At 64.3% G+C, this 22,335-nt stretch carries 17 protein-coding genes; 3 read left to right on the top strand and 14 right to left on the bottom strand.

Annotated features, from left to right (window positions below; genetic code table 11):
• Positions 1-300 precede the first annotated feature (300 nt).
• The 5 genes from BM125_RS19930 to BM125_RS15545 all read right to left on the bottom strand — a co-directional run bounded on the left by BM125_RS19930 (position 301) and on the right by BM125_RS15545 (position 4,372).
• On the bottom strand, positions 301-627 hold the full coding sequence (locus tag BM125_RS19930; protein ID WP_139225056.1) for a hypothetical protein: 327 nt from the start codon (positions 625-627) through the stop codon (positions 301-303).
• Between the two features lie 70 nt (positions 628-697).
• Positions 698-1,072, bottom strand: coding sequence for a hypothetical protein (locus tag BM125_RS15555; RefSeq protein ID WP_139225055.1), 375 nt, complete (start codon positions 1,070-1,072; stop codon positions 698-700).
• Between the two features lie 51 nt (positions 1,073-1,123).
• Positions 1,124-1,543, bottom strand: coding sequence for a hypothetical protein (locus BM125_RS19925; protein ID WP_139225054.1), 420 nt, complete (start codon positions 1,541-1,543; stop codon positions 1,124-1,126).
• Between the two features lie 94 nt (positions 1,544-1,637).
• A complete protein-coding gene (locus BM125_RS15550; RefSeq protein WP_092409635.1) occupies positions 1,638-2,513 on the bottom strand; it encodes a DUF5677 domain-containing protein in 876 nt (291 codons plus the stop codon).
• Between the two features lie 137 nt (positions 2,514-2,650).
• Positions 2,651-4,372, bottom strand: coding sequence for an amidohydrolase (locus BM125_RS15545; protein ID WP_092409633.1), 1,722 nt, complete (start codon positions 4,370-4,372; stop codon positions 2,651-2,653).
• 462 nt (positions 4,373-4,834) lie between these two features.
• On the opposite strand from BM125_RS15545, the gene BM125_RS15540 reads away from it, so the two are divergent.
• The 3 genes from BM125_RS15540 to BM125_RS15530 all read left to right on the top strand — a co-directional run bounded on the left by BM125_RS15540 (position 4,835) and on the right by BM125_RS15530 (position 8,348).
• The gene (locus BM125_RS15540; protein WP_092409631.1) at positions 4,835-6,373 is read left to right on the top strand and encodes a malectin domain-containing carbohydrate-binding protein; all 1,539 of its coding nucleotides are present in this window, start codon (positions 4,835-4,837) and stop codon (positions 6,371-6,373) included.
• 796 nt (positions 6,374-7,169) lie between these two features.
• On the top strand, positions 7,170-7,730 hold the full coding sequence (locus BM125_RS15535; protein WP_092409629.1) for a GNAT family N-acetyltransferase: 561 nt from the start codon (positions 7,170-7,172) through the stop codon (positions 7,728-7,730).
• A 273-nt stretch (positions 7,731-8,003) separates the two neighbouring features.
• Positions 8,004-8,348: a BON domain-containing protein gene (locus BM125_RS15530; RefSeq protein ID WP_092409627.1), complete on the top strand. Its 345-nt coding sequence runs from the start codon at positions 8,004-8,006 to the stop codon at positions 8,346-8,348.
• Positions 8,349-8,413: 65 nt separating this feature from the next.
• Here the strand turns inward: BM125_RS15530 and BM125_RS15525 are convergent, their stop codons facing one another.
• The 9 genes from BM125_RS15525 to BM125_RS15485 form a co-directional block, all read right to left on the bottom strand.
• Complete coding sequence (locus BM125_RS15525) at positions 8,414-10,525, bottom strand: S9 family peptidase (protein ID WP_092409625.1); 2,112 nt, start codon at positions 10,523-10,525, stop codon at positions 8,414-8,416.
• Positions 10,526-10,631: 106 nt separating this feature from the next.
• Complete coding sequence (locus BM125_RS15520; protein ID WP_175498128.1) at positions 10,632-11,297, bottom strand: DUF2238 domain-containing protein; 666 nt, start codon at positions 11,295-11,297, stop codon at positions 10,632-10,634.
• 61 nt (positions 11,298-11,358) lie between these two features.
• The gene (locus BM125_RS15515) at positions 11,359-12,705 is read right to left on the bottom strand and encodes a sensor histidine kinase (protein ID WP_092409621.1); all 1,347 of its coding nucleotides are present in this window, start codon (positions 12,703-12,705) and stop codon (positions 11,359-11,361) included.
• 154 nt (positions 12,706-12,859) lie between these two features.
• Positions 12,860-14,266, bottom strand: a complete 1,407-nt coding sequence (locus BM125_RS15510) for a hypothetical protein (RefSeq protein ID WP_092409619.1) — start codon at positions 14,264-14,266, stop codon at positions 12,860-12,862.
• A gap of 212 nt (positions 14,267-14,478) precedes the next feature.
• Entirely contained in the window at positions 14,479-15,060 is a 582-nt protein-coding gene (locus tag BM125_RS15505) for a winged helix-turn-helix domain-containing protein (RefSeq protein WP_092409617.1), read from the bottom strand.
• Positions 15,061-15,110: 50 nt separating this feature from the next.
• Positions 15,111-16,499, bottom strand: coding sequence for a sigma-54-dependent transcriptional regulator (locus BM125_RS15500; RefSeq protein ID WP_092409615.1), 1,389 nt, complete (start codon positions 16,497-16,499; stop codon positions 15,111-15,113).
• Positions 16,500-16,574: 75 nt separating this feature from the next.
• Entirely contained in the window at positions 16,575-17,243 is a 669-nt protein-coding gene (locus BM125_RS15495) for an ABC transporter ATP-binding protein (protein WP_217647892.1), read from the bottom strand.
• 173 nt (positions 17,244-17,416) lie between these two features.
• The gene (locus BM125_RS15490) at positions 17,417-19,870 is read right to left on the bottom strand and encodes an ABC transporter permease (RefSeq protein WP_175498127.1); all 2,454 of its coding nucleotides are present in this window, start codon (positions 19,868-19,870) and stop codon (positions 17,417-17,419) included.
• 10 nt (positions 19,871-19,880) lie between these two features.
• Positions 19,881-22,295, bottom strand: a complete 2,415-nt coding sequence (locus BM125_RS15485; RefSeq protein WP_092409611.1) for an ADOP family duplicated permease — start codon at positions 22,293-22,295, stop codon at positions 19,881-19,883.
• Positions 22,296-22,335: the final 40 nt, after the last annotated feature.

Raw genomic sequence — 22,335 nt, 5'->3', positions numbered from 1 at the left:
CTTCACCGTCAGCGCGACACGGGTGACAACGGGTCAGACCGACCTGGAGAAAACCTGACTAACTTTCCGGCCGTCACAGCGTGCTTCGACTGATCCTCGAACACCGACGACACCGATGGACGAACGAGGTCTCCGGGTGCGGTTTATACCCTGGTCCGAGTCGGCATCCGCGACTCAACAAGACCGTTTGAGGAAATGCAGTCTGACATCGTTTGGTCTCCGCATCGCACTGACAAAGCAGCACGCACCAAAGGAACAACTCGATGACCAGCAAACGCCTAAGAGCTCAGGGCCACAGCCTCACTCACCCGGAGTTGACGGGAAGTCTCTTGAGGAAAAGTTAGACAACGACGCAAGCGTTGGGTGAGCCTTGGCCAAAAACCAAGGCTCTTCTACGGTAGCTATTGCCGACGCCGGTACAGGCTGAAACTGCTGAGCAATGGAGTTGTATTGGAATGCTTGAACCAATTCAAGCCGTGCAAGGCGAACAAACGCCGTGGCTACATCTTCTTCTGACACCGCACGCCCGAGGTAAAGCGCAAGATCATTGGCGATGGTATGCGGCGCTTCATAATCATCGCTCGCCGCGTTCAACACATGCTGTTCGAGTTCGCTTAGATCTTTCATGCCGGTCTAACACCTGAGTTAAGCCGCGCCGCGAAGCGGCGTCGGCTTGGACGAATTGTTAGGGCGCACCTTACCGCTTCTTGGCATCGCCATGCCCGAGGTGCTCCGACAGCTTCTCTTCTTTGTTCACCACGACCTCCCCTGTCTTCAAGCGAACAATGTGTTCGCGGTAGATGTCGTTCTGCCGATCAACAAGTATCTGTCTTCGGTGCCACTCACCGTCCCGCACGAAGTAGCTGAGCTCGTTACGCTCTTCGGCCAGTGCCCGCTTTACGCCGGGTCGCTTGTGCTTGAGGCGGTAGCTTTCATGGAAGCCAACAGCGTCCACACAGACCTCCGTCGCATTGCGGCCAAGGCCCCAGCAGGCTGGGCACGGCAGACGCGGTGCGCCAGGAACCTCCCATAGCTCGGCGTTGCAGTTCTGGCAGAAGCTTTGCTGCAGCATGTGCGCCCTAACACCGAAATAAGCCGCCGCGTTAGCGGTCGGCTTGATTGATTAGTTGGGTGCAGTCGACGTATTTGAATGGCCGACCGACCATAAAAGATCCTTATTCCAATTTATGCCATCGGTGCTCGAAATGACATAGATGGCGCCGCTTGGAGTGCCAAGCTCTTTAAAGGTAAGTATGACGCCACAATCCAATTGAACAAACAGTTTGACTTGTGCTTGATTACCAGGAAGCGCGTTGAAAACAGGAGCACGGTTTCCTAGACCAGATAGGCCGCTCAGTATGGATGGCCTGCAAGTTCCTTTGCATTCCTTCGATGCAGCATACGCGTACAACTGCGAAAGGTATTGATTGTCGAGCTTCTTCGCCCCTTCGGCCGCCTCAATATTACAAGCAAGCGAACCACATCCACTGGCTAGAGCCAGTGCGGGAATCAGGCCGGCGGTCTTTGCGATTCTAGGAAGCATGTTTTAAGGACCCAACGCCACGTTAAGCGGCCGCGGGCCGATAACATATCAGGAAACACCATAGCCTCTCCCCGCGGTCCGCTTGAACGCATAGTTAGATTTCGCCGTCCGCAGCTTCATCGCGTTCTCTTGCGTTCGGGTTGATGCCTCGAACCTCCTCCGATACCGCATCGACGACTGACAGCAGTTCGTCCTTCATAGGATCTGGTCTGAAGGCGAAAGAAACAAACGCCTTCATGGTTTCAAGAACGAGGATGGAAGTTAGTAGGAACTGACTCTCATGAGTTTCGCTCACATGGTCCTTCGGACCAAGAACGCCGTCGTACTCCTCAAGGTAGTCTCGGCGAAGGCTAACCCATGTGCCATGTACATGATGTGATCCGATGCGCTGACCAATGACGTATAGCAGCCGATCTTCGCCGATCGCAGTGATCATTGATGCCAAGTCAGGCAACCTTTGGCTTGCAAGAACAGTGGCGTCGTCTGCTTCAACAGAAGCCATGTAACGATCTATCGAATCAAGCATGCGGCGCTCGATTGCGATGAGCGCGCCTCTCTGCCGCGCGTTCTCTGATATGACCGCTTTGAACTCAACTTCGGGTCGAAGCCCGTCAAGAAGGAAGCGAGTGAATGCTTCTTGATTCGCTTGGCGACAGAGCCAGCGAAGCTTCACCCCCGACTCGAAGATGCAGCGGTCGATAATGGCCGTTGACTCACCAAAGCGGCCTGCATTACCTAATGCAGTGTTCGCGAGCATCAGTCTTGAGCATCGATTTAGAAGCCCAATTAGTACCGCGTAGTGCGTGGCAGGGAGGTCAATGACACCAGGCGAGTCCGCGCGAACACTTGCGAAGAAGTTGCATAGCAAGCCGACGTACTTGTACCACTCGAAGTATATCGGGCGGAAATCACCACTGGCTTCGCATTCGCGACGAAGCTCTTCAGAAATGTCAGGCGACACAGGGAGCATGAGCGATATCTAACGCCTATTCGATAGCGAATCGCCATCTAATCCTGCCGTCTAATCTGGCCAGAACGCAATACCCGGGATGGCGGCGGCTCTACTTTTCAACCACTTGCGTCATTCCAACCGTATAATCCTGCAATCTAATCCTGGGATTTCTTGCGGTCGGGCTTCGCGGTCTTTTCTGCCGGCGTTTCATCGGCGGGTTGCTCGTAGACACGGTGTCCACCCACCCAGGTTTCGAGCACTCGGCTCGACCAGATCTTCTTCGGGTCGATCGTGAAGATGTCCTGGTCGACGAGGATGAAGTCGGCCCATTTGCCGGGTTCGAGGGTGCCGAGGGTCTTTTCCTGGTGTGCGGCGTAGGCGGCATCGAGGGTGAAGGCGCGCAGAGCTTCGGTGATGGAGAGCGCCTGATCGGGGTACCAACCGCCGGGCGGATGGCCTTCGTGATCCTGCCGGGTGACGGCGGCGTGTAATCCGAAGAATGGATTGGGCGACTCGACCGGGAAGTCCGATCCACCCGCGATCTTCGTGCCCTGCTCAAGGAAGCGCTGCCAGGCGTAGGCGCCCTTGATGCGCTCGTGACCAACGCGGTCTTCGGCCATGTTCATGTCCGAGGTTGCGTGTGTGGGCTGCATAGAGGCGATCAGGTTGAGGTCGACGAATCGCGGGATGTCGTCGAGGGCGACGACCTGGGCATGCTCGATGCGGTTGCGCAGGTCCTTGCCGCCGCTCGTCTTGTAGGCGGCGGCGAAGCTGTCGAGTACCTCGCGGTTGGCCTTGTCGCCGATCGCATGGACGCAGACCTGGTAGCCCTTGCCCAGCGCCTTGCTGATCATCGCGGTCAGCGCTTCGGGCGTGTTGAACAGCAAGCCGCTGTTGTGCGGATCGTCTGCATACGGCGTCAGCAGGGCGGCACCGCGACTGCCGAGCGCGCCGTCCGCATAGAGCTTGACGCTGCGCACGGTAAGGAAATCGCGTCCGTAGCCGATCAGCGGACCATCCTTGCTGATGGCATCGAAGTCTTCGCCGGTGCCGCCGATCATTGCGTAGATGCGGGCGCTGAGCTTGCCCTGGTCGGCGAATTGGCGGTAGAGGGCATAGGTCTGCCGGTCGATGCCGGCATCGGCGACGCCGGTCAGGCCGACACTGGCCATCTGTTTAAGGGCTTCGGTCAGCGCCTGTTCGCGTTGTGTGGGCGTCGGCTCGGGCACCCGGTTCGCGATCAGATCGATGGCGCCATCGACGAATACGCCGGTCGGGTTGCCCTCGGCGTCGCGCTCGATGCGTCCGCCGCTGGGGTCCTTCGTATCGCGGTCGATGCCGGCCAGCCGCATCGCCGCAGTATTGGCCCAGGCCGCATGGCCGTCGACGCGACTCAGCAGGGCGGGTCGATCGGCAACGACCGCGTCGAGCTCGCTGGCGGTCGGGAAGCGACCGAGTTTCCAGGTGACCTGGTTCCAGCCGCGGCCGAGTACCCAGGGGCTGTCGGCGTGCCCTGCTGCAAAGTTCTTCACTCTTGCAAGCGCCTCGTCGAGGGTCGTTGTGCCGGTCAGGTCGGCCTGCAGGCTCATTGCACCGAGGCCCATCACGTGGCCGTGTGCGTCGATCAGTCCGGGCAGCAGGGTGCGGCCCTTGCCGTCGATGACGGATGCATCGCCGGCCCGCTTTATGAGGTCAGCGTGGCGGCCGGTGGCCACGACCTTGCCGTCATCGACCAGCAGGGCTTCGAAGCGTTGCAGCTTGCCGCTGCTGTCGAGGGTATAGCCATTGACGTGATCAACCATCAGGTCTGCGGCGCAGATCGGCTGGGCGGCAACGAGCATTGAAAGCAGGACGGCGACGCGCATGCAGGGACTCATCGGGCAGACTCCGGGATTTCGAGCGGTCACGATACGCCATCGCTGCGGCTCGGTGAACGTCGACGGCGCTGGCATGGGGGTGAGGTCCTGGGGGTTCGGTCATCGTCGTTCGTTGTTGCTGCCAGCGGTTCGAACGGGATTGTCGTCGGTGGGAGGGAGCGCGAGGAGCTTTCGCGATTCGGACTTTCGGCCGACACCCTTCGACTGCGCTGCGCTACGCTCAGGGCGAACGGATGTTTTTGGTATCGGGTGGGATGTAGCTGAAGTGGCACGGAGAACTGGAGAATGCCCTTCGACTTCGCTGCGCTACGCTCAGGGCGAACGGATTCTTCCTGGATAACAGAAAGCACCTGTTTTGCATTTTTTCCGGGATGATCGGGAAAGCTTCGACATGTGCGCGTGGTCACCAAGAATGGCAGCGGGCCGGCCTATGATCGGGTTTGGGAAGCGGCAGGAGGTAGCATGTTCAAGCAGCTCGCAAGACTGATCCTCCTGCTCGCCCTGGGCGGCAGCGGCTTGGCGGCGGCAGCGGTTCCCGCGGATTTCCTGTTCCGCAACACGGCCGACGACGGCACCGGCATGCCCTACCGCATCTTTGTGCCACCGGGCTACAACGCGGCGCAAAGCTATCCGCTGATCGTGTTCCTGCATGGTGCAGGCGAAGCCGGCACTAACAACACCGCACAGCTCAACAACAACGCGAACGGCGCGATGAAGCTGGTCAGCGATGCCAACCTCGCCCTGCAGCCGACCTTCATGTCGGCGCCGCAGTGTCCAAGCAACAGCAGTTGCTGGGGGATCGCGGAATCGCTGGTGCAGCTCAACACCATGCTCGATCGCATCGCGGCCGAGTTCAACATCGACGCGAATCGCGTCCATGTGACCGGCCTGTCGATGGGCGGCAACGGCACCTGGGAGTTCGTCAAGAACCGGCCCGACCGTTTCGCCAGCGCGGTGCCGATGTCTGGCTATGGTGGCGGATCGGCGACTCCGCTCAACGCGATTCCATTCTGGTATTTCCACGCGGCCAACGACGGCACCGTCGGCGTCGCCGGATCGCGCAACCAGGTCAACGCCCTGCGTGATGCCAATGCCCGGGTGATCTACACCGAATACGCGACGGGCGGACATGGCATCTGGCAGAACGCCTATGCCACGCCCTTGCTGTTCGCGTGGATGATGGCCCAGCACCGTGGCCAGCCGAGCCTGACCACGCCACCGGTGGTGCGCATCGAGCAACCAACGACCGAAGCTTCGTGGACGACGGATCTCGACCAGATCGTCGCCTCCGGCGTGGTCGACAATGCCGGGCAATCAATATCGGGCGTCGACTGGTCGGTGCGCAACGGGGCCAGCGGCGCGGCCAGCGGCACGACGCTGTGGAACACGCCCTTGATCAGCCTCGGCATGGGTATCAACGATCTGCGCGTGACTGCCACCGGCAGCAGCTACTACGCGCCCTATGGCGGCGCGACCACGATCAACGCCAGCCTGCGAGTCAATCGCGTCGAAGTCATACCTGGGCCGGGCGACACCGTGATCGCGATCAATTCGGCCGGTTCTGCTTATGCTGCAGCGGATGGAACGGCCTTCGTAGCGGATACCGCGTTCGAGGGCGGCAGCACGCAGGTCTCCTCGCATGCAGTCGCCAACACGATTGATGATGCACTCTACAATAGCTGGCGCTGGGGCAATTTCGCCTACCGCATCCCGGTTGCCAACGGCCGATACGGGATTGATCTGCACTTCGCCGAGACCTACAACAGCGCGGTCGGTCAGCGCCGCTTCAATGTCTCGATCCAGGGCGTGCCGCGCCTGCAGGAATTCGATATCGCGGCCGAAGCCGGGCTCGACACAGCCCTGATCAAGCACTACGACATCGATGTTGGCAACGGCGAGATCCTGATCCAGTTCAGCAATGGCAGCGCCGGTAGCGCGCGTGTGGATGCGGTGCAGGTGGTGCTCTCAGCCGATCGCATCTTCATGTCGGGCTTCGACTAGGTCGGCGCCTGCGGGCGCTCGGACCAAAGGAATTGCGCAATTGCCGACGTGCGAGCAAAAAAGCCCACCCTCATCCGACCCCCGGGCACCTGAACTCGCGGGCAGCTCCGCTGCGCAAAACGGCAGTCCTGCCGTTTGGTCTCCGCCAGCGGGAGAAGGAACAGCATGGGCCCACCACCCCCCGTTCGTCCTGAGCGTAGCGCAGCGAAGTCGAAGGACAGGTTCGCAAGAACCTCAAGCCACTGGCCCGACCATTGTCCGAATCAGATGCCTCTCCCGCTGGCGGGAGAGGCTGCCGACAGGCTGGTGAGGGTGGTCGGGCGGAGCGGGGTTTGAGAATCAAGAGCCCACCCTCATCCGCCCTCCGGGCACCTGAACTCGCACCATCCCTGGCGCTCGCCCTCGCGGGCAGCTCCGCTGCGCAAAACGGCAGTCCTGCCGTTTGGTCTCCGCCAGCGGGAGAAGGAAAAGATTGTGTTGGTCTCCCCCACCCGGAGAAGGAAAGGATGGTGTTGGTCTTCCGCCAGCGGGAGAAGGACGAGCGAGGATGCTGCAACGTGGACGGCGTCTCCCGCTGGACGGTGCCGGTCGAACGGAGTTCGTTGCGGTGGGGGAGCGGCTCTCCGGTGGAGGAGCGAGGTTGTCGACGGGTTGGTGGGGTGGTGGGTGCCCACGCTGCGGACCGGGGTGTTTCGGCTCCGGGGTTCGCACCGACCCGGCGGAGCAGCCCCGGTAGTCCGGTTCGATGGCGAACCCAGTCTTTTCCAGCGCCGACCGAAACCGCGATACTGCGCGAATGCTTGCTCCACAATCACTGCCGACACTGCCCACTCCGCGCTTGCGACTGCGCCAGTTGCACGCGGGCGACGTGGCCGATCTGTTCGCGATCTTTTCCGATCCAGCGGTGATGCGCTACTGGAGTCACGCGCCATTCCGCACGCGTGAGCAGGCGGAGTGGTATCTGCGCGATATCGATGCAGGGCGCACCAATGGAACGCACTATCAGTGGGGAATTGCCACCCGCGAGAACAATCGCGTCATCGGCACGACGACTCTGCTCGCGCTCAACAGCAAGCATCGCCGTGCCGAGATCGGTTATGCGGTGCGCAGTTCGGAGTGGCGTCGCGGTTATGGCCGCGAGGCACTGATTGCGCTGATCGCGCATGCCTTCGGCGCGCTTGAGTTGCGCCGACTCGAAGCGGACATCGATCCACGCAATATCGCTTCGTGCCGGCTCGTCGAGACCCTCGGGTTTCGTCTCGAAGGCGAGTTGCGCGAGCGCTGGCAGGTCGAAGGTGAACTCCAGCACAGCGCCATCTACGGCCTGCTGGCGCGCGAGTTTTCGCACGGCTACTGAGCAAGCACGCCGCGCATCGCGTCGCGAACCGGCCTGCCTCCGGACGCGGCATGTTTCGGCGCTTTCCTCCCCTGCAGTGCACTCATTCGGGTGCGGTTCACCAGACTGAACGTGCCCTGCACGCGAATCCGCCGATTTCTCGTTGTTCAGGGCCAATACGTTTGCACTTCGGGACACTGTGCGTCGAGTTGAGCGACCTGCGCGGCTCGCATGTCATTCGCAGGTCGTTGCTCGCTCCGCCTCGCGGAGAACGACTACCCAAGGAGAATACTCATGAAAAACGCAGCCCTCGTACTCAATCGCGTGGTTCTCGGCATGGCTTTTGCGATCGGCGCCCCTGCCCTCGCCCTGGCCGCCCAGCCGGCACCGGACGGCAACGCCGCGGAAATGGATTCCGAGCAGCCGGTGACCGATACCTGGATCACGACGAAGGTCAAGGCCGACCTCGCCGTGACCGAAGGCGTCAGTGCCACGGAAATTTCGGTCAACACGACGAATGGCGTGGTCACCCTGATCGGCGTCGTCGATTCCGAGACGGCCATGAACAAGGCGATTGCCGTCGCCAAGGGCATCAAGGGCGTCACCGACGTCGACGCCTCGGGCCTGAAGGTCAAGTAATAGACCTGCCCGGTTCCACGGAAAAGCCCCGCATCGCGGGGCTTTTTTTTATCGCGGCTTCGCGGTCATTCCGAGCCCGCGCTGTCGGCGTGCGCGGCAGCGCCTGTCTTGCCGAGATATTTCGCCAGCCAGTCCTGCACTTCCTTGTAGAAGTAGCGGCTGTTGCCGGCGCTCAGCACCCAGTGGTTCTCTTCGGGGAACACGATCAGCTTGCTTTCGACGCGCTGCCGTTGCAGCGCGGTCCAGTATTCGAGGCCGTTGTTGACCGGTACGCGGAAATCCTTCTCGCCGAAGGTGACCAGCACGGGCGTGCGGAAATTCGCGGCGAGCCGGATCGGGTTCTGCTCGCGCCATACCTCTCCCTGCTCCCAGACCGGACCGCCGGCCATGATCTCGCGGTCGAACGAGCCGTCGCTGGTGCCCCACTGGGCTTCGAGGTTGACCAGGCCGGCGTGGCTGATCAGACAGCGATAGCGCGTGGTCGTACCCTGCAGCCAGTTGGCCAGGTGGCCGCCGTAACTGCCGCCGGCGGCGCACTGGCGACTCGCATCGATGAACGGATAGCGACGAATCGCTTCGTCGGCCGCTGCGTTGATGTCATCGGCCGGACCCTTCAGCGGATCGCCCTGGATGGCCTGGGCGAAGGCCTCGCCTTCACTGGTCGAGCCGACGTAGTTGGTCAGCAGCAGCGCATAACCCTGCGCCGAGAGCAGGTGGTAGTTCCAGCGCAGCACCCAGGCGTCCTGCCACTGCGAGAAAGGCCCGCCATGCATGAGCACGAGCAGCGGGTATTTCCGGCGAGGGTCGAATGCCGGTGGCCGGATCAGCATGTTGTGGATGCGCTGGCCGCGGCTGTTGGTGAACCAGAAGCTCTCTGCCTCGGGCAGGTCGAGCGCCGCCGTCCGCGCACGCGCATGCGATGACAGCAGGCGATGCCCACGTCCGCGCTCGTCGAGGCGCACGATTTCGGGGGGTTCGGTCGCGCTCTGGTAGGTGGCGATGGTGGTCGCTGCCCGCGTCCCGCCGATGCGGAGATCGGCGTACATGCCGTGCTCGGGCGAGTCGATCAGTTCGGCCGTGCCGCCCTCGGCGCGGGCACGATAGCGTTTGACCTGCCCGGCATCCTCGCCGAGCACGTCGACGCTGCGCCCATCCGGAGCCACCGCGAAGTCGACGATCTCGCGCCCCTCCGGCAAGGCGATGCGGCCGCGATCCTGCATCGACGGCCAGTCGAAGACGGCAATCCGGTTCGCGCTGTAGACCTTGTCGCTGAGCGGTCGGACCACGGCGAACAGGGTGCGCCCATCGCGGCTGAAGCGCGGCTGCGACCATGAGTCCGCGGCCACCGGTTGGTCAGGTCCGGTAAGCCGTCGCGGCTCGCCGCCAGCGACCGGCACCTGCCACAGGTCGGCATTCGTGAATGACCACGCCGCGCGGTCCAGATTGCGGCTGGCGGCGAAGACGACGGAGCGTCCATCCGGCGACCAGCGCGCGGAATCCTTGTCGAGATCGAAGCCGGGCGTCTTGATCAGTTCGGTTCCGGCGAGAAGATCGCGGCCGTCCTGCTCGCCGATACGCTGCACGAACAGATGCAGTTGCTTGCCGTCGAGCCACTTGTCCCAGTGGCGCACCGGATAGGACGTGTAGACATGGGCCTTGTACTTCTGTTCCTCCTCCTGCTTGGCCAGGCGCTCGCTGTCGGCGTCGTTGCGGGCCTCGGGAAAGACACGGCTCAGATAGAGCAGGCGGCTGCCTTCCGGCGAAAAGCGCGGAGCTTGGGCGCCGGTGGAAATGCGCGTCGCGCGCTGCGCCTCGCCGCCCCGCGCCAGGTCGATCACGTAGATCTGCGGCTGCTTGTCGTCGCCGCGGTTGGCCGCGAAGGCGACCTGGTGGCTGTCGCCGCTCCAGGCCGGATCCGCCTCGCCGCCCTTGCCGGCCGTCACCCTTCGCGGCGGCTCGCGCCCATCGGTCGGCACCAGCCACAGATCGGCGACTTCCTCTTCCTTCTGGTAGGACGATTCGAGCATTGGATAGATGGCATACAGGCCATCCGGACTGATCGCCGGAGAGCCGACGCGCGGCATCAACCAGAGATCCTCGTGGGTGATCGTGCGTTGCCCGGCTGCATGCAGGGAACCGGAAAGCAGGAAAAGGCACAGCCAGCAAAACGATCGCATCGTCGTCCTCCACGAAAACCGCGACCAGTGATACGTGAGGCGCCGCTCCGGATCAAGCCTGTCGATCGTCACCGCGGCCCCGATGCGATGCAGGAAGGGGCGCTCGTCAGGCGTCGTGCCGGACCTCCGCGAACCTCGCGCGACGCCAGATCCACAGAGGTTGCGCGATCAGCGACCCGAGCACCGCCAGGGCCATGTCCTTCTGCGCGTCCCAGACGTCGCCCTGGGTGCCGAGGTAGGCCTGGCCGAGATCCGCGGCGAAAACACTGGCCGCCGACCATTCGACCAGTTCATAGATCAGCGCATGCGACATCATGAAGGTCACCGGCATCAGGAACAGCCAGAGCCCGCGCAGGCGCACGCGTGCCGTGATGACTTCCGAGGCCACCGGCGTGATCAGCAGGCCGTAGAGAAAGTGGATGCCGCGATCGAACTGGTTGCGCTGGAATCCGAACAGCCCGTCGATCGACCCTCCATCGCTGATCGCCGCAAACCAGCGGTCGTAGGGGACCTCCGAATACTGGTAGTGGGCGCCGATTTCATGCAGGAAGGCGAAGGCGAAAAGCAGACCGCAGGCAAGCCGCGAGAAACCCACGCGACGCTGCCACCAGACCACCCAGATCATGGCCAGTACGGTGATCACGTTCTCGAGCATCCAGTCCTCGCGCGACGTTGGCGCGATGCCGAGCACGACGAACCAGAGCAGGAAGAGGCCGAACAGCAGGGCGCCGAGACGTGAGGCGGGGCGACCGTCGGTCGGCATCGCGCTCATCGCCATTGCGGTCCACGCCGCATCGGCAAGGGCGCACCCCCGCTGTTGCCCGCATGCCGCGTCATGCAGGCAACCTCACGCACGCGATGCAACCTTCGGCATCGGCGCGGTTTTCGAGGGTCAGCGAACCGCCGTGGGCTTCGGCGATCTGTCGCGCGAGCACCAGGCCGATGCCGGAGCCACCGGGCTTGGTCGTGAAAAACGGCACGAACAGGTTTTCGCTGGGCGGCAGGCCGGATCCGGCATCGACGATCTCGATGCGCAGACGATCGCCTTCGAGCGCCCAGCGCAGGTGCACGCCGCCATCGCAGGCCAGGCTCGCATCGACGGCGTTCTTGAGCAGGTTGATCAGGGCCTGCTCGATCTGGTCGGAGTCCGCGCTGATCTCGATATCGGGCCCCTCCTCGACCGCGACCGGCAGGCGCTGCTCGAGATGGGCGACACGCCGGGCCAGTTCGGCGAAGGCGAAGCGTCGAGGCTTGGGTGGCGGCAGCCGGGCGAATGCCGTGTAGCGGGCCATGAAGCGCGCCAGCGCCTCGGCACGGTCGCCGATCACACCAAGCGCGCTGCCGGCGTCCTCGCGCCAGTCCTCGGCCAGCGGTTCGGCCGACAGCAGCTTGGCCAGGGTCGCCGCCATCGAACGGATCGGGGCCAGCGAGTTGTTGAGTTCATGGCCGAGCACGCGCAGCAGCCGCTGCCAGGCCAGTCGTTCTTCCTCGCGCAGGGTGCGGCTCAGGTCGGTGATCACGAGCAGGTCGTGCGGCCGACCGTCTTCGCGGAAACTGGCGCGGCGCACTTCCCAGCGCCCGCTGCCGCCCGGGAAGCTGCGCTCGCTGATCTTCGGTTCACCCAGCGACAGCCAGTCGCCAAGCCCGAGGGCCTGGGCGGAGCGACCATTGAGCTCGACGAATGGCGCGCCGAGCAGGCGTTCGGCGGCCGGATTGGCCAACTTCAGGAACCCTTGCGCGTCGAAGGCCAACACCGCGATATCGAGCGCGGCGATGACCTTGGCCAGCAGGGCGCTCTTCTCCTCGACGGCCAGGCGCTGCTCGCGCAGGGTTTGCGAAAGCGTATTGATCTCGATGATGACTTCGCCGATCGCGTCGTTGCGGCGTGAATTCGAGCCGCGCAGGCTGTAGTCGCCTTCGCGCAGGGCCTCGAGCAGGTTGGCCATGGTGCGCAGCGGGTAGATCGCGCGGCGGCGCAGGTTGGCCGCGAGCATGAAGGTGGCCAGCAACACCGAGCCGAACGCGATCGATTTTCCGGACAGGCTGCCGTTCGCACCGAACAGGACGAAAGCGAACGCAAGTATGGCCGGTATGGCAACGACCAGGGCGCCGACCAGCAGGCGGGACTCGTGATTCCAGCGCCGCGGTTTTCGTCGAATCAGTGGCGACTCGATCGGCATGGGCTATCGACCTGGCTTGGGCGTGCATTGGCGCATGCCGCAAGCATAGAGGATTCAGCCTTGCCCTCGCCCGTTTTGCGCCGCGCCGCCCTGCTTCCAGGGGTGCGGCGAGGGCCACCGGAATCGGTTGAACGCTCCCGGCGGCCTGGAAGCCCTACTCGAATCCGTCCGCAAAGAGCGTGTCGTTGAAGAGGCGGGTCACGGCAATGTCGACCAGTGTCGACGCCGTGCTGCGATGCGCCGCGCCGGCCAGCAATGGCTGGTCTTGCTGCACGGTCATGGCCAGGCTTTGGCTGTAGATACCCTGCGGCGCGAGATCGAGTTCGAGCACGCCGCCGACACCGAATGCCGGATCGGGCACGCCGTCACCCGAGGTGCGCAACGCGACAAAGTTCGACTTGCCCGAAATCGCGTACTCGACGGCCAGCATGAAGCGTCCCTGGCCGTCATCGATCAATGCGGTCGGATAACGGTTGAAGGCCAACGGCAGCAGACTCATGCGGGTATAGCCGGCATCGGTGCCGAAGCTGGCATCGGTGGCGCCGTCCTGGTCGAGGCGACCGATCACGACGTTGGTACCGAAGTCGTTTCCGCCCTGCTCGAACTGATGATAGAACCCGGCGAAGACGATGCTTCCGTCGGCCTGGATCAGCAGACGATCGATGCCGTCGAAGTCCGAATCGGCGGCCACGTTGAAGCGACGCCAGCCGCCGCCAGCGAAGCTCGGATCAAGCTGGCCATCGGTACCCAGCCGCGCGATCGAAAGATCGTAGTTGTCGATAAAGCCTGCCTGCGGAACCTGGTACTGGCCACCCACGACAATGCGATTTCCGGCATCGATGGCCAGCGCTCGCAGGTAGCCGAGCTGGTCGACGCCTTCCTCGAAAAGGGTGACCTCGCCACGGAAGCCGAACGTGTCGTCGAAGTTGCCGTCGGAAAGCAAGCGCATGACGAGACCCCGATAGAGCGGATCGCCGCCGACGCGTTCGCCGGCAACGACTACGCGACCCAGCGAATCCGTGGCGATGGCATGCAGATAGGAATTTGGCACCTCGACAACGCCGCGATTGCCGAAGTCGCCATCGAGTTGTCCGCTCGCATCGACCTTGATGACGAAGCCGCGCGTCGGCCCGAACGCCGTCGCGGTGCCGGTCGCGATGACGGAGCCGTCCGCGAGCACGAGAACGCCTTCGATCTCCTGCTCCTGCGTGCCGACGAAAAAGGAATCGAATACGACGATGCCGGGATGGTCGACGTCGTCACCAAAGCTTGGGTCAGGGCTGCCGTCGACATTCAGGCGCGCCAGCAGCGGACGCCTTTGCGGATCCGGACTACCCGGTCTCAGGTAGTTGCGCGAGCCGCCGAGTACGATGCGGCCATCGCCTCGACTGACCACACTGCGTGCGCGCAACTGATGACCGGTGACGCCGTCCGGGGAGATGTAGGCGACGCCGGCGCTGCCGAAGGCCGGATCGAGGTCGCCATCCGCGGCCAGCAGGCTCATCGAGGCCAGCGCGATAATGGCGCAGCATGCACGCGCCAGTGTCTTCAGGACATTCATGGAACTCTCCACAGGAAAGAAGGCCGCAGCCGGCGTCGCGACCGGGCAAGGCTGGACCGGCGATCCTGTAGACGAATGACTGCACTGGCTTGATCAGATGCTCAGCAGGCCTGGAGAAGTCTGAGCAGGTTCTGAGCAGGGCATGAGCGCGGCGCGGAATGCCGCCCTGAAGTCTGCCGCCGGCACCCGGCTCCGGCACATCAGGGGACCTGTCAAGGAGCCTGCATGTGCTCGATCAGGGTGGCGACCGCGGAGCCGACGGCGAACGCGCCGCAGGTGGCCAGCGTGAGCAGGACGACCAGCATCACCTTGTGCAGGCGGTCGCGATTTGGCCGCCCGGTGCCGGTCGCCGCGCCGCCGACGGGCGCAAACGGGAGGACTGTGGGCACTGCAACTTCCCGGAGCACGCCGATGGCCTCGTCACCGGCTTCGCCCGGGTCGGCCACCCATTGGTAGCCGAATCCGAATACCGTGCGAATGGTCTGCTGGCGCTCGCCGCTGTCACCCAGTGTTCTGCGCGCGACACGAATCGCCTGGGCCAGGGCCGAATCGGAAATGTCGACACGTCCCCAGACACCCGAAATCAGTTCGTCGCGACCGACCGCACGCCCGCGATGCACGAGCAGATACGCGATCACATCGAACGCCCTCGGCTGCACGGCCAGCGGGGTGCCCTGGCGGCTCAGCGTGCGTGCGGCGAGATCGATGACCAGATCGTGGAAGCGAAACTGCGTGACACGCGGCAGTCCGGCGACTGGTACCGGCGCTTCGGCGGCGTTCGTAGCACAACTCATGCGCAAGAAGACGCAATGCGGCACCGGAAACTATCAGCGCGGTCAGCGAGTCAGTCGATGCCGTACTTCTCCATGCGCCGGTACAGGGCCGGTCTGCTCAGGCCGAGCTTGGCGGCCGCGCGCTGGATGTTGCCGGCGGTTTGCTCGAGGGTCTGGCGGACCAGCTTTTCCTCGGCCTGTTCGACGGTCATCTGCGCATTGATCGGAGCTGCATGGGCGCCGCTGCCGACGGCGACCGATCCGGCATTGAGATTCAATGCGCCGGCATCGATCACATCGCCACCCGTCATCAGCACGGCACGCTCGATCGTATGTGAAAGCTCGCGAACGTTGCCCGGCCAGGCATAGGTGGAAAGGGCCGAAAGCGCGGAGGGAGCGAAGCGGAGACCATCGCGCTGGTAACGCTTGCCGAAGCGGGCCAGAAAGGCGTGCGCGAGCAGCGGGATGTCCTCGCCGCGTTCGCGCAGCGGCGGCAGATGCAATTCGACGGTATTCAGGCGAAACAGCAGGTCCTTGCGGAAAGCGCCTTCGGCGACCGCAGCCGGCAGGTCCGCGTTGGTCGCGGAGATCACCCGCACGTCGACCTTGAGCGTGCGCGACGAACCCACCCGTTCGAGTTCCCCATCCTCCAGCACGCGCAGCAGCTTGGGTTGCTGGGCCACCGGGATGTTGGCGATTTCGTCGAGGAACAGGCTGCCGCCATCGGCCAGTTCGAAGCGGCCGATGCGATCGCTCTTGGCGTCGGTGAAGGCACCGCGCACGTGGCCGAACATCTCGGCCTCGAACACGGTTTCCGGGATGCCGCCCATGTTGACCTTGACGAAACTCGCCTGGGCGCGTTTCGAGGCATCGTGCAGCAGGCGCGCGATGACACCCTTGCCGGTGCCGTTCTCGCCGAGGATCAACACGTTGGCGTCCGACGGCGCAACCCGGGCGAGGTTCTCGAGCAGGCGCCGCATGGCCGGCGAATCGGCGATGAAGCCCTCTGCGGCGGGCCCTCGCAGCAGCACGTTTTCGGCTTGCAGGCGCTGGCCGCGCCGCTGCGCGCGGCCGAGATCGCGCTGGTTGCCGAGCACGCTCATCAGGCGCTGGTTGTCCCAGGGCTTCTCGATGAAATCGCCGGCGCCATGGCGCATCGCCTCGACCGCGACATGGATCGTGCCCCAGGCGGTCATGACCACGACAGGCAGTTCCTCATCGAGCTTCTTCAGCTCGCGCAGCAATTCGAGGCCTTCCGCGCCCGAGGTCGTGTCGCGCGTGTAGTTCAGGTCGATCAGGGCCACGTCGAAGGACTGCTTGCGCACGGCGGCCAGCGCCTCGGCCGGCCCCTCGGCGGTCGAGCAGTTCCAGCCCTCGCTCTTGAGCAGCAGGCGCAGCGCCTCGCGCACGTCGCGCTGGTCGTCGGCAATCAGGATATGCGGTTTGTCAGTCGGTGCCATCGATCCATCCAGGGGCGTGGGTCCCTCGCCTGCGGGCATCCTGCAGCGTCCTGCGGGACTGCGCAAGCAGACTCATCAGGGCTTCTCGATCCAGCCGTCGCGCAATCTCACGATGCGCTGCGCCTCGTTGGCATAGAGCTCGTTGTGGGTGACCTGGACGATGGCCATGCCCTCGCCGTGCAATTCGCCGAGCAGGTCCATGATGATACGGGCCTGGCCCGAATGCAGGGCGCCGGTGGGCTCGTCGGCGAGCAGCAGGCGCGGTCGCGTGATCACCGCGCGGGCCACGGCGACGAGTTGCTGCTGGCCACCCGAGAGCTGGCTCGGAAAGAGATCCTTCTTGCCGACGATCTGGAAACGATCGAGCAGATCGGCCACGCGCGCCGCGCGTTCCTTCGCCGGCACGTCGCGATACTGCAGCGGCAGGTCGAGGTTCTCCCAGACCTTGAGATCATCGATCAGGTGATAGTGCTGGAAGATGAAGCCGATCTTCTCGCGCTGCAGGGCCTGCCGCTGCTTGCCGTTGAGCTTGCCGACCTCGACGCCGTCGAGCGCGTAGGATCCCTGCCAGTCGTGGTCCATCAGGCCAAGCACGTTGAGCAGCGAACTCTTGCCGGCGCCGGACGGCCCCATCACGCTGACGAACTCGCCCTCGCCAATGTCAAGATCGACATTGCGCAGGACCCAGGTCCGCCCGCCCTCGAGCGGGTAGGATTTTTCGACTTTCTCGAGATGGATCATCATTCAATTCCGCTGTGGTCTCGTGGGCTCCGGGACGCGACGTCGCGGGACTTTCGACGCTCGCCGGGTGCGTTTTTTGTAGGAGGCGGCTTCAGCCGCGATTCTCCTGGTGGATCCCTTGAAACGGAGAAGCATCGCGGCTGAAGCCGCTCCTACAATGAAATCAAGATGTTCGCTCACTCGTTGCGCAGCGCGTCGATCGGATCGGTTGCGGCAGCGCGACGGGCTGGCAGCCAGCAGGCGATGAAAGCAATCGCGCCGAGCAGCAAGACGACGAGGGCCAGGCTCGGCGGATCGATGCTGCCGACGCCGAACAACTGGCTCCTGAGCACGAGACCCAGCGCGATCGCGCCGATCAGGCCGAGCCCGAGGCCGCTACCGATCAGGATCGCACCGTCGCTGATGACATGTTGGCGAATGCGCGACGCATCGGCGCCGATCGCCATGCGTACGCCGAATTCGCCGGTCCTCTGGGTGACTGCGAAGGCCAGCACGCCGTAGATGCCGATGCCGGCAAGGACCATCGCAATCAGTGCGAATACACCGAGCAACTGCATCGGCACGCGACGTCCGGACAGCGAAAGATCGATGCGCTCCTGCATGGTCTTCACGTCGAACAACGGCAAGTCGACGTCGACGGCATGGATTGCATTGCGCAGCGGCTCGACCAGGGCCGCGGGCGGAATCGTGCTGCGCAGGGTCAGCATCGCGCTGTCGGTTGGCGTCTCGGCGAAGTTGAAGTAGTAGGTCTCTTCGCGGTTCTCCGCGGAGAGATCCGCGTACTTCGCGTTACCGACGACGCCGATGATCGTGTAGAGGTCGGGCGCACTGGGCCTGCCCATGTCGAGCTGGCTGCCGATCGCGTCGCCCGCGGGAAACTGCTTGCGCTCGAAGGCCTCGTCGATGATCACGACCTTGGCCGCGTTGTCCCAGTCCGCCCGGGAAAAGGCGCGCCCGCGCAGCAGCGGGATGCGCAGCGCATTGAAATAGTCCGGATCGACGTTGAGCACGTGGCCATGCGGTGGCGCGCCCGCATCGTCGCGTCCGGCGATGCGGTAACTGGCGCCACCGTCCCTGCCATCGAACGGCAACTGGGTGGACAAGGCCACGGACTCGATCCCCGGCAGGCGTCGCACGCTTTCGAGAATATGCTCGAAGCCGCGGATCTGGGCGGGACCTTCCGCATAGCGCGACGCCGGCAGGGTCAGTGCGGCCGTCAGCAAGCCGCCACTGTCGAAGCCCGGCGCTTCGCCGAGGACCTTGGCGAAGCTGCGCAGCATCAAGCCCGAGCCGGCCAGCAAGGTCACCGCCAAGGCAAGCTGGACGACGACAAGAACCTTGCGCGTGCGGTTCGCGGCACGACCGCCGCCGCCAAAACGACCGCCTTCGCGCAACGCCAGTCGCGAGGTCGAACCAACGGCTGAAAAGATCGGCAACACGCCGAACATCAGGGCCGCAATCATCGACAAGCCAAAGCCGAAGCCGATGGTGCGCCAGTTCAGGCCGACCTCGACCCAGTTCGGCACGAGGCCGGAATCGGCGACCAGTCGCGCCCCGCCCATGGCGATCACGAGGCCTGTCGCTCCACCGAGCAGGGCCAATACGGCGGTCTCGAGAAACAACTGGCGTGCGATTCGCCGGCGCCCTGCACCGAGCGCGGCGCGCACCGAGATCTCCTTGCGCCGCGAGGAAAAGCGCGTCAGCAACAGGTTGGCGATGTTGGCGCACACGATCAGCAGGACCAGACCGACCGCCCCCTGCAGCAGCAACAGCGTGCCGGCCTGCTCGCCGGCCAGGATCGAGCGCAGCGGTTGTGCGCTGACCGTGAATCCGGACGATTCGATGAAGGAACGAAAACCGGCGCCATCGGCGCCCATGGCACCGATGCGCTCGGCATTGCGCCGGATGATCGCATCGCACTGGGCCTGGACCTGGGCCAGATCGGCGCCCGGGGCCAGGCGGGCGACGCTGCCCGAGAATTCATGGCCGCGCTGGCGATCCCCTCGCTGTTCCTCGGTGAAGGCGAACGGCACGAACAACTGGAAATCGCGATTGGGGAACATGAAGTCTTCCGGCATCACGCCGACCACCCTCCACTTCTCGCCGTCGATGCGCAGGTCGCGGCCGACGATGTCGAGATCGGCGTTGAATCCGTTTCGCCACAGCGCATTGCCAAGGACGATTACCTTGTCGTTGCCGATCGTCGCCTCGTCTTCGCTGAAGGTCCGGCCCAGCGCCGCATCGACACCGAGGGTCGGGAACAGCGAAGGCGTCGCGCGCAGCGCCTGCAGGCGCTGCGGCCCGGCCTCGGTCGAGAGGTTGAGACTGGCCCCGGTGTAGAGTGCGATGCCGGACAACGCCGGGACACCATCGCGACGGTCGATATAGTCCGGAATCGACACACCGGCACGCTGGGGTCCCGACAGGGCGTAACGATTGCTCAGGTCGATCAGGCTCGCATCGTCGCGATACGGCAGCGCCTTGAGGAACAGCCCGTCGATCAGGCTGAAGACGAGCGCATTCGCACCGATGCCGAGCGCCAGGGTAAGCACGACCGCGACCGAGAACCCCGGCCTCGCCAGCAGCGTGCGCAGGGCATAGCGGACATCGTTGATCAGGGTGTCAAACATGCTCGGCTCCTCACTCATGACGGAGTGCAACCATCGGATCGATTCGCAGCGCGCGCCGAGCCGGTACAATGACGGCCAGCACGGCCGCCATGGTCAACACCAGCAGGCTCGCGCAGACCACGAGGCCGTCGCTTGTCCCGATCGTCGGCAGCGCACCGGACAGGCTGCGGGCGAATGGCAGGCCGAGCGCGAGCCCGATGCCGAGCCCGACGCCCAGTTGCGAGCCAACGCGCAGCAGAAGGTCGCGCAATACACTGACCCCAGGCGCGCCGAGTGCGCGGCGGACGCCGATCTCACGCGTGCGTTGGCCGACGTTGAAAGCCATGACGCCATACAGGCCGGCCGCGGCCAAGACCAGCGCGATTACGCCGAGCGCGGCGAAGACCTTGGCCAGCAAGCGCTCGGCGAAGGTTGCTTCGCGCATCGCATCTTCGTAGCTTCGGACCCAATAGGCTGGCGTATCCGCATCGACTTCCCGGATCAGAGTGGCCAGGCGCGGCGCGAACGCGGCCGGTTGACCGGATGTTCGTATCGCCAGCGAGACGAAGCGTGCCGGCTGCTGGCGCAGCGGCACGAGCAGGGCCGGCCGCTGCGGTGCGCCCGGTGGATTCATGGACACGCGCGCGACTACGCCGACAACGGTGACGAGAGGCCCCTCGGCACTGCGCGGATCGAGGCGAAAACGACGGCCGAGAACCGAACCCTGGTCGCCGAAACGTTCGGCGAAGCTCTCGTCGACGACCGCCACCGGCGTGCTCGTGGCCGTGTCGCGCGCATCGAAGAAGCGGCCGTCGCGCAGGGCGAGTGCATAGGTTTCGAGGAACCGGTCATCGACCGCCGAGTACAGCAGTTGCGGCATCGATTCATCCCCGGGAACCGCGCCATCCGGCAGGAATTCGCGACGGTTGCCACTGACCGCGGGCAGGTTGGTCGTCGCGGTCGCGTCGACGACGGCGGGATCCTCGCGCAGGTGCCGAACCAGTTCCTCGAACAGTTGCACCTGATCGGCACCGGTCGGATACCGGTTCGGAAACAGGCCGACGCGCGCGGTCAGCAGATTGCCCGGATCGATGCCCGTATCGGCATGGTCCAGCGAAGAAATGCCGCGCACGAGAGTACCGACCATGATCAACAAGACGCATGAAAGCGCGACCTCGCCGACTACGAGCAAACGACTGATGCGGGCGAAGCCGCCGCCCGCGACACTGCGAGTACCGGCGCGCAGGTCGTTGGTCATCGCTTCGCGTCCCGCCCGTAGGGCCGGCAGCAGGCCCGCCGCGAGTGCGGTCAGGGCAGCGACGACGAGCGTGATGCCAAGCGCGTTCGCATCGAGCGTGAAATGTAGCCAGTGCGGCGGTCCATCATCGGAAAGGCGGAACGTCCGCTCGGTCCAGTTGGCCGCGGCGCACGCGAGGGGGATCGCGATCGCCACAGCGGCCAGGGTCAGCATCACACTCTGGGTCAGCAGATGCAGGGTCAACCGCCCGCGACTGGCACCGAGCGCCAGGCGCACCGCGAGCTCCTGGCGGCGTGACAGGGTTCGCGTCAGCAGCAGATTCGCGGCATTCGAGCAGGCGACCAGCAGGACCAGGATCACCGCGATCAGCATCACTCCCAGGACGGCTCGCGTGGTGCGATTGACAGCGAGCCAGGCAAGCGGCTCCATCGCCACGCCGATGCCACGAAAGCGCGCCGGTGCCGAGCGCGCCGCATCGGCGACCCAGGCAGCGAGGCCGGCTTCCACCGCAGCCACGCTTGCGCCGGCATGGCGGCGAACGAGCACCGTGTAGCTGTTCTCCGTCTCCTGCCCTTCGACCAGGTGGCCGACCATCCAGACGCGCTCCTTGCGCGGATAACTGAAGTCCTCGGGCATCACGCCCACGATCGTGGCCGCTGCCGAATTGACCCGGATCCGACGCCCGATCACGTCCGGGTCGGCAGCATAGCGCTGCTTCCAGAGAGACTTTGACAACATCACTACGTTCGGGGCACCGTCGCGCTCGTCCGCCAACGTGAAGTCGCGGCCAAGCGCCGGCGCGACGCCGAGCAGGCTGAAGAAGTTGCCGCTGACGATGGCTCCATCGAAGCGTTCGGGGCGGTCCAGATCACTGAGGTTGATCGTCGCCTCGCCAAAGCCACCGATGCCGGCCAATCCTTCGAGCTGGCGGCGCAACTGGACCAGGTCCTGGTCACGCATCGGATCGAGCCGGCCCGATCGCGCCCGACCGTCGTCGATGCCGATGGTGTGAAGGCGGTCGGCATCGGCGAACGGCAGCGGCCGCAGGATCATGCTGCCGATCGCGATCAGCATGTAGATGACCGCGCTGAGTCCCGCCGCCAGCACGCCGACGACCAGCAGCGAGAAACCGGGCTGGTTGGCGATACCGCGTGTCGCCTGTTTCAGTTCGTGGCCAATGGCGTGCATGACGGTATCTCCCCGGAACAGCGAGTTGATTTCGATGATT

This window comes from Dokdonella immobilis (genome assembly GCF_900115085.1).
GTDB classification, from domain to species: Bacteria; Pseudomonadota; Gammaproteobacteria; order Xanthomonadales; family Rhodanobacteraceae; genus Dokdonella; species Dokdonella immobilis.
Note: the sequence above shows the minus strand (reverse complement) of the source record. Positions and strands in the feature narration are given on the sequence as shown.